Origin of the sequence: Streptomyces sp. AHU1 (assembly GCF_045343905.1) — a bacterium.
Lineage (GTDB): Bacteria > Actinomycetota > Actinomycetes > Streptomycetales > Streptomycetaceae > Streptomyces > Streptomyces triticiradicis.
In genome coordinates, this window is record NZ_CP174284.1 from 581,612 (window position 1) to 595,373 (window position 13,762).

8 protein-coding genes and 3 pseudogenes are annotated in these 13,762 nt (G+C 63.7%); 2 read left to right on the top strand and 9 right to left on the bottom strand.

From position 1 onward, the window contains the following. Positions 1-221: 221 nt before the first annotated feature. The 4 genes and pseudogenes from ACICHK_RS43405 to ACICHK_RS43420 all read right to left on the bottom strand — a co-directional run bounded on the left by ACICHK_RS43405 (position 222) and on the right by ACICHK_RS43420 (position 5,333). Positions 222-1,067 (bottom strand): annotated as a pseudogene (locus tag ACICHK_RS43405) (IS5 family transposase). A 224-nt stretch (positions 1,068-1,291) separates the two neighbouring features. Continuing rightward, a pseudogene (locus tag ACICHK_RS43410) lies at positions 1,292-1,778 on the bottom strand (transposase). A gap of 703 nt (positions 1,779-2,481) precedes the next feature. Beyond that, positions 2,482-3,975 carry an aromatic amino acid ammonia-lyase gene (locus ACICHK_RS43415; protein ID WP_406841845.1) on the bottom strand — a complete coding sequence of 498 codons (1,494 nt, stop codon included), beginning with the start codon at positions 3,973-3,975 and terminating at the stop codon, positions 2,482-2,484. Beyond that, positions 3,975-5,333, bottom strand: a complete 1,359-nt coding sequence (locus ACICHK_RS43420; RefSeq protein WP_406841846.1) for an MFS transporter — start codon at positions 5,331-5,333, stop codon at positions 3,975-3,977. The genes ACICHK_RS43415 and ACICHK_RS43420 overlap by 1 nt, the downstream gene beginning before the upstream one ends. A 415-nt stretch (positions 5,334-5,748) precedes the next feature. Here ACICHK_RS43420 and ACICHK_RS43425 point away from each other — a divergent pair, with 415 nt between their 5' ends. Continuing rightward, a complete protein-coding gene (locus ACICHK_RS43425; protein WP_406841847.1) occupies positions 5,749-6,564 on the top strand; it encodes an IclR family transcriptional regulator in 816 nt (271 codons plus the stop codon). Positions 6,565-6,668: 104 nt separating this feature from the next. On the opposite strand, the pseudogene ACICHK_RS43430 reads toward ACICHK_RS43425, so the two are convergent. From ACICHK_RS43430 to ACICHK_RS43440, 3 genes and pseudogenes are all read right to left on the bottom strand, one after another. Next, positions 6,669-6,917: pseudogene (locus ACICHK_RS43430) on the bottom strand (MBL fold metallo-hydrolase); the annotation flags it as partial. Between the two features lie 297 nt (positions 6,918-7,214). Continuing rightward, positions 7,215-7,790, bottom strand: coding sequence for a HutD family protein (locus ACICHK_RS43435; RefSeq protein WP_406841848.1), 576 nt, complete (start codon positions 7,788-7,790; stop codon positions 7,215-7,217). Continuing rightward, positions 7,777-10,530, bottom strand: a complete 2,754-nt coding sequence (locus tag ACICHK_RS43440; RefSeq protein ID WP_406841849.1) for an aminotransferase class I/II-fold pyridoxal phosphate-dependent enzyme — start codon at positions 10,528-10,530, stop codon at positions 7,777-7,779. Before ACICHK_RS43440 ends, ACICHK_RS43435 begins: the two co-directional genes overlap by 14 nt. 65 nt (positions 10,531-10,595) lie before the next feature. On the opposite strand from ACICHK_RS43440, the gene ACICHK_RS43445 reads away from it, so the two are divergent. Continuing rightward, complete coding sequence (locus ACICHK_RS43445) at positions 10,596-10,724, top strand: hypothetical protein (protein WP_406841850.1); 129 nt, start codon at positions 10,596-10,598, stop codon at positions 10,722-10,724. 249 nt (positions 10,725-10,973) lie between these two features. Here the strand turns inward: ACICHK_RS43445 and hutG are convergent, their stop codons facing one another. Together hutG and hutU are read right to left on the bottom strand one after the other, a co-directional pair. After that, entirely contained in the window at positions 10,974-11,954 is a 981-nt protein-coding gene (gene hutG / locus ACICHK_RS43450; protein WP_406841851.1) for a formimidoylglutamase, read from the bottom strand. Positions 11,955-11,956: 2 nt separating this feature from the next. Continuing rightward, entirely contained in the window at positions 11,957-13,633 is a 1,677-nt protein-coding gene (gene hutU, locus ACICHK_RS43455; protein ID WP_406841852.1) for a urocanate hydratase, read from the bottom strand. Positions 13,634-13,762: the final 129 nt, after the last annotated feature.

The following is a 13,762-nucleotide window of genomic DNA, read 5'->3' on the forward strand; positions in this document are numbered from 1 at the left end:
CTGCGGGAAAGCCCTGCAGTGGCCTCAAAGTTCTTGGCCCTATCCGGCGATACCCCGATCTTGCTGCCCGGATTGGCCCGGTCGGCGGCAAGAGCGCGGCAGAGCGGATGCTTCACAGGCATCGGCATTGGAACCCGGGTGAAAGGCCCCAGCCGGACCTCGTCGTCCACACTCAGAGGTCGTTTTCTCTCGTTGTTTCATCCCGGAATCTGGTGTTTGGTTTATGGTGTCGGATCGCGCCAGGAGATGGTGTTCTCGCTGGTGAGGCGGCGGGCCATGAGGTTGGTCATGGCGATGTGGATCATGGCTTCGGAGCGGGCGGGCAGGGTTTCGTGGTCGCGGGCCAGGCGGCGGTGGAGCATGAGCCCGCCGTAGGTCCGCTCGACCGCCCAGTGTTTCGGGATGGGGGTGAATCCCCTGGTCCCGGGCTTGCGTTGAGTGATTTCCATGTCGATGCCGAGGGTGGCTGCGTGCCCGATGAGGTGCTGGCGACAGCCGTCGTCGACCCATACCTTGCGGATGCCGGGATGTTCGGCGGCGACCTGGTCCAGGAGGTGGGTGCCGGCGACGGAGTCCTGCACGCTCGCCGCGGTGACCAGCACGGCAAGCAGGATCCCGAGGGTGTCGGTGACGATGTTCCGCTTCCTGCCCACGATCTTCTTCCCCGCGTCGATGCCCTGGCCGGAGAGGGGGGCGCTGGTGGAGGTTTTGGCGCTCTGCGTGTCGATCACGCGGGCCGACGGCTCGGCCGTCCGCCCCTCCTTCTCCCGTAGGAGCTGCCGGAGCAAGCCGTTGAGCTGCGCGAACGCTCCCTCGTTCGCCCATTTGGCGAAGTAGCCGCAGACCGTGTTCCCGTGCGGAAAGTCGTGCGGGAGGTAGCGTCATCGGACGCCGGCCCGGTCCACGTGCAAGATCGCGTCCATGATGTCGCGCAGGTCGTGCTCGGGCGGCCGGCCGAAGTCCAGGGCCCTGCCGCGGCGCTCGAAGCGCCAGGCCGAGAGCACGGGCTCGATCAACTCCCAGCGGGCATCGGACAGATCACTCGGATACGGACGCCGCTTCGCCATGCTCGTGATGTACCGCCGCGGACCGAGTGCGCCCAGGCGCACAGCTACGACGACGGAAGTGCGCGGCCCTGAAAGCCGGGCATCCTGGGATGAGACAGGAACGAGCAGCATCCCGCCCCACCCGCCCCCCTCTAGACCTGCCAACCGCAGTCACACCTGGCACCTCTTCGACACCGTCACTCCATCCCCTCGGAATCAGTCCATAAGCTAATAACTTCGGCTCGTCAAAGTGATGCTGGTTCGTCGAGGGTCATGCCGGGGGTGCCGGCTATGAAGCCGTCGAGGGTTTTGGACCGGCACTGAAGGTGCTTCAGTCGGTTGCGTACGAGTGCTTCGAGCCGGTCGAGGGCGACGACGGCGAGGTTGGTCAGGCTGCGCTTGACGTGTGCCCATACCCACTCGACCGGGTTGAGGTCGGGTGAGTACGTGGGGAGCAGGAACACCGTCAGCCACTCACGCTCGGCGATCAGCTCGCCCATGGCGCGGGAGACGTGGGTGTTCAGACGGTCCTGTACCAGCACGACCGGAGCCTTGACGAGTTGGTGGACCATCGACCAGCTCGATGAAGTCACGCTCACCCATGCTGCGACAGTTGTCTTTGCCCGCTCGGTGGGTGCGCAGGCGGTGGCGCAGCCGGGTCCGGGAACCGGGGCACATGACGATCCGCCCGGCCACGGACAGGTGTCCCGAGCGTCGGCCGCTTACCGTCACTTGAGAGGTGCGGCCGCGCCGCCCCCCCCACGTGCGTTCACTGGGCGGCCGGCGGGTGAAGCCTGCCTCGTCCTCGAAGCAGATGTAGCCGCCGCAGGCTGCCCGGGCTCTTCTACCTCGTCCCAGGTCTCCTCCTTCCACGCGGTGACGGCCTGCTCGTCGCGCTCGGCGACCCGCGTGCAAGGACCTGCGGGCTGGAGCTAAGCCGGTGCATCAACCGAGTGGCCCCCAAGACGCTCTAGGAGACGTGGAACTTCCTGCTGATCAGCGTCGCCACCCACGCCGCGGTCCACACCTTGTCCTCCATTCAGCCGTGCGCGGCGAGGCCCTGCTCCAGATACACGGCCAGTTTCTCCAGACAGCGCGAGGACAGACGGCACCGCGAACCGCTCAGGCCGCGGGAGGCCAGAGCCTGCACACCACCGTCCCGCCACAGCTGGTGCCACTGGTAAGCCGGCTTCTAACTCACATGCAGTTGCTGCGCGACCTCTGATGGTTTGACCTTCTGCTCGAACAGCTCGGCCGCCTGCATCCGCACAGTCTGCCGACGGTTGCGTCCTGCAGCCCTCAGCTCGCCCCGATCCGTGTATCTCACACAGCACGTGATAGGGCCACCGCCCCAGACTCATCAGAGATTTCAACAAAGTTCACCCTGACAAGCCGAAGTCAGTGATCGGCCGCCGAGCCGTCTCCTGCGGCGTCGTCAATACTCGGATGCTTTTTGTGGGGCTTTCACTGTCCAGTGCAGTTCTCGAGGCGCAGCCAACATCGCCGCCGCCGTCTCGACGTCCGCAGTGAGGTTGCGGTCGGCGACGGACGGGTCCAGCAGCTGCGCAGCCCGGTCGTAGAACCCGCGCAATTCGCCATCGCCCGCGGGAAACAAGCCGCGCATCCGCAGCGCGCGGACAGCAGCGACCAGTTCACAGGCCAGTACGAGTTTGAAGTGCTCCACTGACTCCAGCAATCGCCGGGCACCGGTGGAGGCGAAACTCGCATGCTCCTCGACTCCGCGCGATATCACTGCATGGCCAAGTGACGCTGGCTGCGCCGCGCCACGCAGTTCAGCCAACGCTGACTGTGCAACGTACTCGGTGATCATCAGCCCGCTGCTGCCGTGATCAGCATCAGCGAGGAAGGGCGGCAGTGTCGTGAAGGCTGGTTCAAGGAGGATGCCGAGGCGGGTCGTTGACAGTGCTGCCGTGCTCAGCAGCGCCAGTCGCAACTGGTCAAGGGCCAACCCTAGCTGGGCCAGGTGAAAACCACCGTGGTGGTGATAGTCCTCAGCATCGACGTTGAGCAATGGATTCTCTACGCCAGCATTGATCTCCACCGTGAGCACGTGGTCCAGCGCGGACCAAGCGTCCAGCGCTGCCCCGTGCACCTGTGGCAGACAGCGCAGCCCGAAGGGGTCTTGCACCAGAGGGGAATCCCAGGCCGCAGGGGCCAGCAACTCACGCATCCGCGCCGCAAGCCGTTGCGCGCCGGCATGTGGACGCAGCTCGTGGACATACTCGGCGTACGGCTCGGTAGAGCCATGCAGTGCGGTTAGGGTCAGCGCGGCGACGAGCGGCACCTGATCCAGCAGGAGACCCAGATCAGTTGCGGCGAGGGCGGACTGGCCTATGGTCAGAGCGCCACTGGACATCAAGGGCAGGGCGTCCCAGCGGGTCAGCGTCAGGGGTTCGGGAGCAGGTCCGGAGCCTCCCCGCCATGGCAGCTCTCCGGCCAGGGTAAGACCGAGTTCACCAAGGGCGGAGAGATCCCCGGTCCCGATCGCGCCCAGGGCATGCACAGTGGGCAGGTAACCTCGACTGAGTGCTTCTGAGATGCGGTCCAGCACGGCGACGTCGACCGCTGCCCCGCCACGCAGAAGCTGGTTCAGTCGGACTGTCAGCATCGCCCGGGTTTGTTCGTCCGGGACCACCGGTCCGATACCGCCACTGTGGCTGCGTAGCAGCCGCATTCCGAAAGTGTCTACCGTGGAGTCCGGAACGCTGGCCGTCCGATTGGCGCCCACACCGGTGGTATAGCCGTAGACCCGGCGGCGCCCTGTGATCCGTTCGGCGATCTGCCGAGCCTCCCGTACCTGCTCGCGGGCCTTCGTGTCGAGCAGAAGCTGGGCGTGGCCTCGGGCGAGGGCGGAGACCTGGGCGGCGCTGAGTGAGCGCCCGTCGAGAATGATTTGGCTGTGTGTCATCAGTGGTGCCAGTCCTCGGCGGTCAGAGTGTCGCGGGTCTCAGGTGCCCAGACGAGGCTGACCAGCGTGCCGATGAGTAGCACCAGCGCCATACAGCCCATGGACCAGCCTTCACCGAGCAGGTTCAGGCTGATCGGTAGGACAAAGGTGCCCACTGCTGAGGCGATCCGGCTGGTGCCGTTGAGGAATCCGACTCCGGAGGCGCGCAGCGAGGTGGGGAACAGTTCGGCGGGGTAGATCTGAGTGATGTTGGATGCGCCAGCCATGACAAAGGTGTAGATGAGGAACGGGGTCATCAGCACCCATCCGGAGGTGCCGTTGAAGACGGCCATGGCTGCCAGACAGACCGTGAGGATCGCGAAAGTGCCGATGGTGAACGGGCGGCGGCCCATCCGCTGCACCGGCCACAGACCGATGATGCCACCCAAAAGTAGGGCCAGGTTGAGTGTCAGGTTCTGGGTGTCGACATCAGAGATATTCATGGCTTCAAGGATTTGTGACATGAACGTATAGATCGCGAAGTACGGAAGCACCTGGGCGCTGTAGAAGATGACACCGAACCAGGTCTTGGTCGCCTGGCCGCGGGCGAAGAGCTCGCGGTAGCGGGCGGGAGGCGATTGTTCGGCGGCCGAGGCCGGCACGTCCTCGGCGGTGGCTTCGTATTGTCCGAGGTACTTGCGGCGAATCTCCGTGGCTTCAGCGGTACGGCCGCGGGCGGCAAGCCAGCTCGGAGACTCCGGGATTCCGATTCGCAGGAGTAGTACGAGGAGGGCGGGGAGTGCTCCACTCGCCAGCAGCCAGTGTGCGGCAGTGTCGCTGATCGGGAGGTAGGTGCCCAGGATGTTGGCGAGCACGTATCCGACGGTCCATAGCACGGTGAGCGAGCCCAGCAGGACGCCGCGCAGCCGGCGGGGGGCGAACTCGGACAGCAGGGTCGGACCGACGGCGTAGTCCGCGCCCAGGCCGAAGCCGATCACGAGCCGCAGCAGGAAAAGGAGCAGGGGAGTGTGTGCCCAGAACTGGGCTGCGGACGCGATGCTGATCAGCACGAAGTTGTACAGGTAGAGCTTTTGGCGTCCGATGATGTCCGCCACCCGGCCGAGGAAGATGCTGCCGAAGAACAGCCCAATGAGCGCGGACGCACCGAGGAGTCCCTGCCAGACGCCAGACAGGTGCATGGTTGCAGTGAGCGCTGGTAGGACCGCGCCGATGATGCCGAGAGCGTAGCCGTCGGAGAAGTTTGCTCCGAACGTTGTTGCTGTCACCCGAAGGTGGAAGCCCTTGAGCGGCTCCTTCGGGACGGTGCCCGACGGAGCGGCCGCGATGCGGTGCCCCTCCGCCTCCGTGCCTGTTGCCATGAACGCCTCCTGGCAGCTCTTGATGCGCGATGGGCGTCAGCATGCATGAAGTTAAGCATGTAAACAATAGGTGAATAGGAATCTTCACTTGTAGCCTCCCTCGCGGACACAGTGCAGGTAGCTCGAGGTCGTCAGGTGCGAGGCCAGCGCGCCCACTGCCCTGAGCTATGGTCCTCATCTCGGTGATGCAACGCCGTGGTTCCGGGTGCGTGAGGTCGGGACAGGACGGCAGGTCCAGCGGTACTGAGGAGTCCGCTCGCTGAGCTGCAATCGCGAAGGCGCGAACGCTGTGCGCTGGTTCCTTGAGGTCTGCGCGGAGGCGGTCACCCGTCAGTAGTGGCCGCCATCAACGACTCAGCGCGAAGAAACACCGGCAATATCCACTGTCGTACATGTCTTGCCAAGAGGTGAAAGGGTGAGTGAACGCGGAACGTCATCCAGCACGTCGCCGGCCGTGGGCCGCGCGCTGGACATCCTTCTGTACCTCGCAGGCCATTCCGGTCTGGTCCGGGTTGCGGCGCTGGCCCGGGACCTCGGCATCCCACCGTCCTCCGCCTATCACATCCTCAGAGTCCTGGAGGACCGCGGCTTCGTCACCTATGTCGCCACGGAGCAGGCGTACGGCCTCGGTGTCGCATCCTTCGAAATTGGCTCCGCCTACCTGCGGCACGAACCTCTGGAACGACTCGCACGACCCATCCTCCAGAGCCTGTCCAAACGGCTTGGTCAAACGGTTCACTTGGGTATCCTCCACGGCGCGGAGACGGTCTACCTCCTCAAGGAACGCCCGGCCAGGGTCCGCTCCGACGAGAAGGAACCCAGCCTCATAACCGATATCGGCGTTCGACTGCCGGCGCACCTGACGGCCAACGGCCGCGCCATCCTGGCCCATTCCACCGACGCGCAGATCGGTGCGCTCTTCCCACCGCCGGGGAACCTCATCACTCGCACCGGCAAGGGCCCGCGTTCGCTGACTGAACTACTGAGCCTGCTCTCCCGCGATCGTGAACGCGGCTGGTCGGAGGAGGTCGAGCTGGTCTCCAAAGGATTCCGCTCGATGGGCGTGGCAGCATTCGACCACAACGCACGGCCCATAGCAGCGCTCAGCAGCACATGGCATCGGCATTACCGCCGACACGATGCGGACTATGTGTGGGAAGTCCTGCAACGGGGTGCAACGCAGCTGACGGCCGCAGTCTCCGGCCGCCCCCCAAGGAGGGCCAGCGACTGATGCGCGCAGATGAACCTCGTGAAGAGGGGGCTGTGCGACCTCCGTCTCGACCAGTGCCCGCTTCGTGCAGTCGTGAAGGCGGGGCCGGACGTCGGCTTCGGTTAATCATGGTGCCGGTGTGTGGTGACCACTGCGGAGAGGTCGCGGTCGCCGACCAGACGCAGAAGCGTGGAGGCGTCATGCGCGGCATCGATCAGCAGTTGCTGACCGGTAGTCCGGCAGCGCAGCAGGTAGGCATTGTTGTCCATCGGGCTGACCATGACCTTCGCGATCGTCACAGTCGCCAAACTGCGCACAGCCGGTGGGCCGCGAGCTGTCACCACTTCGCCACTGTAGAGGTCGTCAAGCTTCACGGGGAGAGACCTCGGCCATCCACGCTGGTGTGCGCCCCGTGTCAACGGTTGGATCCGCCTGCGCTTTAGGCGATAGTGCCTGCGCCAGCCGTCCGTGATAGGTGCTCGTCGCAGATCGCCCGCCCCTCAAGCCAGACTTGCACATGGGCCGGTCAACGCACGGGTATGCTATGGCGTCTGCTGGCTGGGGCTTTTGGGGCGAGCGGGCCTGAGTCTCTCCAGTACCGAGTCGATGTGGAAGCGCGAGTGCCTGGCCCGCATCGAGGGGGCCTACCAGTTCGCCTCGTGTCGCGGCTGTCAGTCGAAGGTCGGGCTGGTCGGCGCGGCAGTGAGCGTGACGACAGCCGTCACTCCTGTGACGTCGATGGTGTCTTGGCTTCCGTCCAAGAGCAGCGCCGCGTCGAGTCGTTGGAGGGTGACATCGGCCTGCTGGAGGACGGCTGAACCAGTGAGCGGAATGGCAAGCACACAGTCACCGTAAGAGGGTTGTATAGGCACTCGGTCGCGCACCATCCTTACCTGCGCCGTCGCCCTGCTGCGCCTGACCATGACGTTGAAGTCGACAATCGGGCTGCCAGGAAGTATGCATTCAGCGACTGCATCGCCAGAGAAGGTGAAGGGTTCGTAGGGGTATATTTCGTGCGGTACGCCGTCCACCACGAGTTTCATCCCCGGCCCGTCGACCAAAGTGATGGTCCGGTCGATACCATTAAAAATGGAGAACGGGCCGCTGCGTGAAACGTCGGCCAGACTGACACGCCAGGTGAAATTGTCTATTCCAGCCCCCGGTGGCCCTACGGCAACCTCCCGGGTGATGCCTCCCCCGTTTTTCCACGCCGCAGTTGTGCGCTCATTCGACCTAAAGATCTCCATTGTCAACTCCTTCTTCGGGCATTATTCGTTTCAGTGCGGATTCGGTGAAGATGCGGTAGCCCGCCTCCGGGCGGTATCCATGTATTTCTCGGGTGTCCAGTGCCTGCATGTAGGCCAGTACTTTCTCGCTGATCAGCTGGCCCGGGACCAGCGCGGGAAATCCTGGGGGGTATGGTGTGACGAAGGTTGCCGAAACAATTTCACGGCCGTCTGCGATGGCTTCGGAGGCTTGCTCGGACGTCATGTACTCGCATTGGCTGGCGTCGTACGCGAGGAAGAAGGCCTCGCGCAGGTCCCCCACGGAAGTATGAATGGCGGGGCGGAATCTTGCATGAAATGCGCTGAAGTCGGGCAGGCCGGCGGACGGATCGCTGAGCGAACATACCTGTCGATGGTGCAGGGTGCGCTCTGAAGGGCTCATCTCATCGATTCGCCCCTCCAACTCCTCAATGATTTTGACGAGCACTTCGATGAGATAGGCGACGGCGCTGCGGGTTGTTCCGATGTTGGTCATGAAGAGCAGGGTGTTCCGTGTAGTCTTATTGACCTGAACACCATAGCGGTCCATTAGATATTCATGCTTGAAAGTGTCTCCGTCAATCCCGGTGAGCCCCACGTGCAGTGTTGCCCGGGCGGGGTCGAGGACGAACTCGTCCTCTTCCCAAGCCGCTGCCATTCTCGACAGTCCGGTCCTCAGTGGTTGATCGATACCGGACAATCGGAACTGTGCCGGTATGAGTTCGGGGGTGGTAAGGAATCTCAGGTATCGGCTGAGAAGTGGGTGCTGGTCAATTGCGTCTCTGAGAACTCCCGCCTGCTCGAGTTGCTTCTGCACCAATTCGAAGCCTTCCAGTGAGGCTTGACGCCGCCCGAGGTCAAGGGAGGCAAGGATCTGATAGCTGGGAGAGGTCGACGTATGCGTCATGTACGCCTCGCGGAATGTTTCCGCCACTTTGTGCCTGAAGTCCTGGTCGAAAACGTGGATCATGGACCCCTGGCGCAGCGAGGTCAGGGTCTTGTGCGTTGACTGGGTGGCGTACACTCGGACGCGGGCGGTGTCGGGGTCAGGCATGAGGCGTTGGTCGAGCAGGCACTCGTCATCCGGGTTGTCGCCGAGTTGCTGCCTGTGTGCGGCGTACTCGTCGGCGTAGCGCGCGTCGCGGAAGCGATCGATCAAATCCTGTGCGCCGGCCATCGCAGTGCGTCGGCGGTACACCGGGTGGAAGCGCGCGAAAGCGAACCATGCCTCGTCCCACAGGAATGCAAGGTCTGGCTTAATTGCCAGGCATTCCTCCATCACTCGCGTCGGGTTGTAGACGATCCCGTCGAAAGTGCAGTTGGTGAGCAGGAGCAGTTTAACGCGGTGCAGGATACCCTCTCGCCGCAACATCAGCAGCTTTCGCTTGATCTCCTTTATCGGCACAGCTCCATACATGCCGTAATGATCGAGCGGATAGGCGTCGAGGTAAACCACGTGGGCGCCGGCGAGCATCAGCCCGTAGTGGTGTGACTTGTGACAGTTCCGGTCCACCAACACGATGTCGCCGGGACGGACCAAAGTCTGCACAACTATCTTGTTGGCGGTGGATGTGCCATTGGTGACGAAGTACGTTTGCCGGGCGCCGAACGCCTGGGCTGCGAGGTTTTGGGCTTCCTTCAGCGGCCCGGTGGGTTCCAGCAGCGAGTCTAGCCCGCCAGAGGTAGCAGACGTCTCGGCGAGAAAGGTGTTAAGGCCGTAAAAACGGGCCATCTCTGGGATCCAGTGAGAGTTGATCACTGAGGTTCCATGGGAGATGGGCAGAGCATGGAACACGCCGGTTGGCCTCTGGCTGTGCGCCCGTAGGGCGGTGAAGAATGGCGTCCTGTACCGCTCGCCAATACCGTGCAGGATCGAAAGATGCAGGTCAAGCAGTCCTTCTCGTGCGTGAAAAACCCGCGCGAAATGTTGGCTGAGCGTGCCCGCGGTCCTCTCCACCGACGCTTCCGTCATGAGATAGAGATCCAACTCCGGCCGCACGGCATGGAGACGGTCGCCAAGTAGCTGTGCGCGCTGCTCGAAGGACTGCCCCTGCAGGATGTCCTCTGTGACGGGGTCGTCGAAGAAGCGCCGCACCACCTGCAAGTTGTGCTGGGACCGATTGGCGAATCGATGTTTTATCACCACGGCCTGCACGCTGGAGTTCACCAGTGTCGCGATCACCGCGTCCTCGAAGCTGGACGCCATGATGAGGCTGTAGATGAACTCGTCCTCCTCGCGACGTAGGTGGAACAGCCTTTTGCGCAGTTTTTCCGCTTCCGTGTCATCGAGATCACCGACCACGAGAACCTCAAAGTACGGTTTTGTCGGGCCTATGTGAGGTTCTTCGCCGACTGCATCCTCCAGGCCAGCACGGGTGGGTGAGGCGCTTCGGTAGGCATCGGTCCCCAGTGCCCGGTTCAACTCCATCACACGCTGGGCCAATCGCTGGCGGTCACCGAGTTCGTACAGCCGGCGAAGCTCGATGAACCCTGTCTTGCCAGGGAAGGCCCAGCAGTTCTCGATCGAAGTCAGGAGTTCGAACAGTTCCTCCAGCTGCTGGGCAGTTTGCTGCGCGAAGATGCCGATGCTAGGGCCCTCTGCCCAGCGGCGTGCGAGTTCCTCGAGCGAACTCCATGCGTCAGCGCGCATCTGGCCGACACTGTTGTAGACGCTGGCGGTCAGGGGAGTGGGGATTTCTGTCTGAGGGGCACGATCGTCCATCTAAATGGTCCCTTCACACGACGTCGTGCAGCAGCCGCCCATGAGGCGAGGCCGACGAAGGTGGAATGAGTGGTACAGAGCACTGCTTCGGAAACATGCTCGTGCGCACGGAGGGTGTCATGGCCCGCCTGACCGCCAGGGCCGACGACACGTCGGGGCAGGAGACGAGATGCACGGACAAGCTCAAGGCTTAGGGCGGCTCGCGCTGTGGGCGTGAGGCGGCCGACGTCCCACCTGCAACAGTGCTGCGCGCTGTCGGCCGTCACGGGCCACAGAGCCTCGCCCAGTGTCTTGCCATCTCTCCTACGGCCAGGGCTTGGGAACGTTGGCGGCAAAGGCGGATTGCCAGGCTGCGGCTGTCCTTTCGCAGCCTGGCAAATTACTTGGTGGCGACGGATGCAGGCACTGGTGCGCTCCCGACCCGCCCTTGGGCCTCGCCTTGTTCACTCCTGCAGAGTCGGCGCACTTTTCGATGTCAGGATGCGGTGGATCAGGCGGGCACCGGTTCGCGCCGTGCGATTGTCGATGTCGAGATCCGGGTTCAGTTCGGCGATGTCGCAGACGGCCAGCTTGCCACTCGCTGCCACCTTGGCGCATGCGTGCTCGATGACTTCCATCTGTACGCCGTAGGCAGCTGGGGCACTGACACCCGGAGCAACAGCGGCGGGCAGCACATCGAGATCGATACTGAGGTGCACGACGTCACAGCTGTCGAGGAACTCATCAAGAAACCCGTCTACACGAGGCAGATCGAGCAGGCGGCACTCGACGTCCTGGAGATAGTGCACGCCCAACGCATCCGCGGTGTCGAATAGCCGCTGCGTGTTGCTTGGCTGGCTCACACCGAGCACCCAATAGTTGAGCTGCCGTCCGTGCTGTGTCTCGTTCCGCGACATCTGCAGGAATGGTGTCCCGGAGCTGGCCTGTGCATCGTCGCGAAGGTCGAAGTGGGCGTCGAGGTTCAGTACTCCAAGACGGCTGCCTTCACGCAGCGCGCGGCTGTGGGCGAGTCCGAGGTAGCTGCCGTAGGCCACCTCGTGGCCGCCCCCCAGCACCAGGACGGGGTGGCGTCGGTCGAGAAGCGGGGTGATCACTGCGCCTAGGCGTTGATGTCCGCCTTCCAGGTTGCCGTCACCTACCTCGATGTCGCCGACGTCGAGTATCCGCATCGCTGCTGGTAGCGCCAGGGAGGAGAGGGCGTCGCGCAGCGCGCGCGGGCCGTTCCGCGCACCCTGACGGCCCTTGTTCCGCCGCACTCCCTCATCACTGCGGAAGCCGACAAGCGCTGCGTCGCATGGTTCGGCATGCTGAGCGTCTGTGCCTACTACATGGTGCCATCGCAGATTGTCCTTTCCCGGGCCGTCGTCCCGGCCCGACCAGGACTTTGGGGCCGCGTCTGCAGCCACGGTCACGGTGTGATCCATACTCACTTCCCTCCCACCTCCGCCATCGGGATGCGCACGCCTCGCTGCTGCGCAACGAGGGTGGCGTGCTCGTAACCGGCGTCCACGTGACGGATGACGCCCATAGCAGGGTCGTTGGTGAGGACGCGGGCCAGTTTCTGCGCGGCGAGTTCGGTGCCGTCCGCGATGCACACCTGACCCGCGTGGATGGAGCGGCCCATACCCACGCCGCCGCCGTGGTGGACGGAAACCCAGGACGCCCCTGAGGAGGTGTTCACAAGGGCGTTGAGCAGTGGCCAGTCGGCTATTGCGTCGGAACCGTCCAGCATCGACTCGGTTTCGCGGTAGGGCGAGGCGACGGAACCGGAGTCCAGGTGGTCACGGCCGATAGCGAGAGGAGCGGAGACCTCGCCAGAAGCAACCATCTCGTTGAACCGAAGACCCGCGCGATGACGCTCGTTGTAGCCAAGCCAGCAGATACGGGCTGGCAGGCCCTCGAAGGCCACGCGTTCACCGGCCATCTTGATCCAGCGATGCAGGTGCTCGTTGTCCGGGAACAACTCTAGAACCGCCCTGTCCGTGGCCTCGATGTCCTTCGGGTCTCCGGACAGCGCAGCCCAGCGAAATGGGCCAAGGCCCTCTTCGAATAGCGGGCGGATGTGGGCCGGCACGAAGCCAGGGAAGTCGAACGCACGCTGATAGCCCGCCTTGCGGGCCTCATCGCGGATGGAGTTCCCGTAGTCAAAGACCTCGGCGCCCTTGTCGAGAAAACCGACCATGGCTTCGACATGCTTGGCCATGGACGCCCGGGAGCGCTCGGTGAAGTGGGCAGGGTCTTTGCCGGCCTGTTCGTGCCACTCTTCCACTGTCACACCCAGGGGGAGGTAGGACAGAGGGTCGTGCGCCGAGGTCTGATCGGTCACGATGTCGATAGGCGCGCCAACCTCCAGCAGCCTGGGAAACACTTCTGCGGCGTTTCCGATGAGACCGATGGACAGCGGTTTGCGGGCGTCCCTGGCCTCAACGGCGAGCTGAAGCGCGTGCTCGAGGGAGTTCGCAGCGATGTCGAGGTAGCGGTGGGCGATGCGGCGTTCGATACGTGACGGGTCACAGTCAACGCAAATCGCGACCCCGCCGTTCATCGTCACAGCGAGCGGCTGAGCACCGCCCATGCCACCAAGACCGGCGGTCAGGGTGATGGTCCCGGCCAGGGTTCCGTCAAACTTCTTGCGCGCAACCGCACCGAAGGTCTCGTACGTGCCTTGAAGGATGCCTTGACTGCCGATGTAGATCCAGGAGCCGGCGGTCATCTGCCCGTACATTGTCAGGCCCTGGGCCTCCAGAGACCGGAACTCCTCCCAGTTAGCCCAGTCTCCTACAAGGTTGGAGTTGGCCAGGAGTACCCGTGGCGCCCACTCATGGGTACGCATGACGCCAACCGGCTTGCCTGACTGCACCAGAAGGGTCTCGTCGTTCTTCAGCGTCTTGAGGGTGCGAACGATGGCGTTGTAGGCGGCCCAGTTGCGGGCAGCCTTGCCGGTGCCGCCATAGACGACCAGGTGTTCTGGATGCTCAGCGACCTCGGGGTCAAGATTGTTCATGAGCATCCGCAGGGCGCCCTCCTGCTGCCAACCAAGACAGTTCAGGGTGGAGCCACGTGGGGCCCGGATCTCGTCGAAATTGGCGGGAACGCTGATCATGGTGCCTCCTGCGGCGATCCGATCTTTTGCGTCCTCCATGACAGACGTTGAGTTCGGCGAGATCCAGAGACACCGATCTGAGTTCTCGGATCCGAGAACGCGGTCGGGCCTTGGGTCAAAGCCCGTCAA

What these genes read in the sequence shown, in the direction of transcription:
- ACICHK_RS43415 (WP_406841845.1), bottom strand. Translation starts at nt 3,975, where the DNA reads ATGACACACAGCCAAATCATTCTCGACGGGCGCTCACTCAGCGCCGCC.
- ACICHK_RS43420 (WP_406841846.1), bottom strand. Translation starts at nt 5,333, where the DNA reads ATGGCAACAGGCACGGAGGCGGAGGGGCACCGCATCGCGGCCGCTCCG.
- ACICHK_RS43435 (WP_406841848.1), bottom strand. Translation starts at nt 7,790, where the DNA reads ATGGAGATCTTTAGGTCGAATGAGCGCACAACTGCGGCGTGGAAAAAC.
- ACICHK_RS43440 (WP_406841849.1), bottom strand. Translation starts at nt 10,530, where the DNA reads ATGGACGATCGTGCCCCTCAGACAGAAATCCCCACTCCCCTGACCGCC.
- ACICHK_RS43445 (WP_406841850.1), top strand. Translation starts at nt 10,596, where the DNA reads ATGAGTGGTACAGAGCACTGCTTCGGAAACATGCTCGTGCGCACGGAG.
- hutG (WP_406841851.1), bottom strand. Translation starts at nt 11,954, where the DNA reads ATGGATCACACCGTGACCGTGGCTGCAGACGCGGCCCCAAAGTCCTGG.
- hutU (WP_406841852.1), bottom strand. Translation starts at nt 13,633, where the DNA reads ATGATCAGCGTTCCCGCCAATTTCGACGAGATCCGGGCCCCACGTGGC.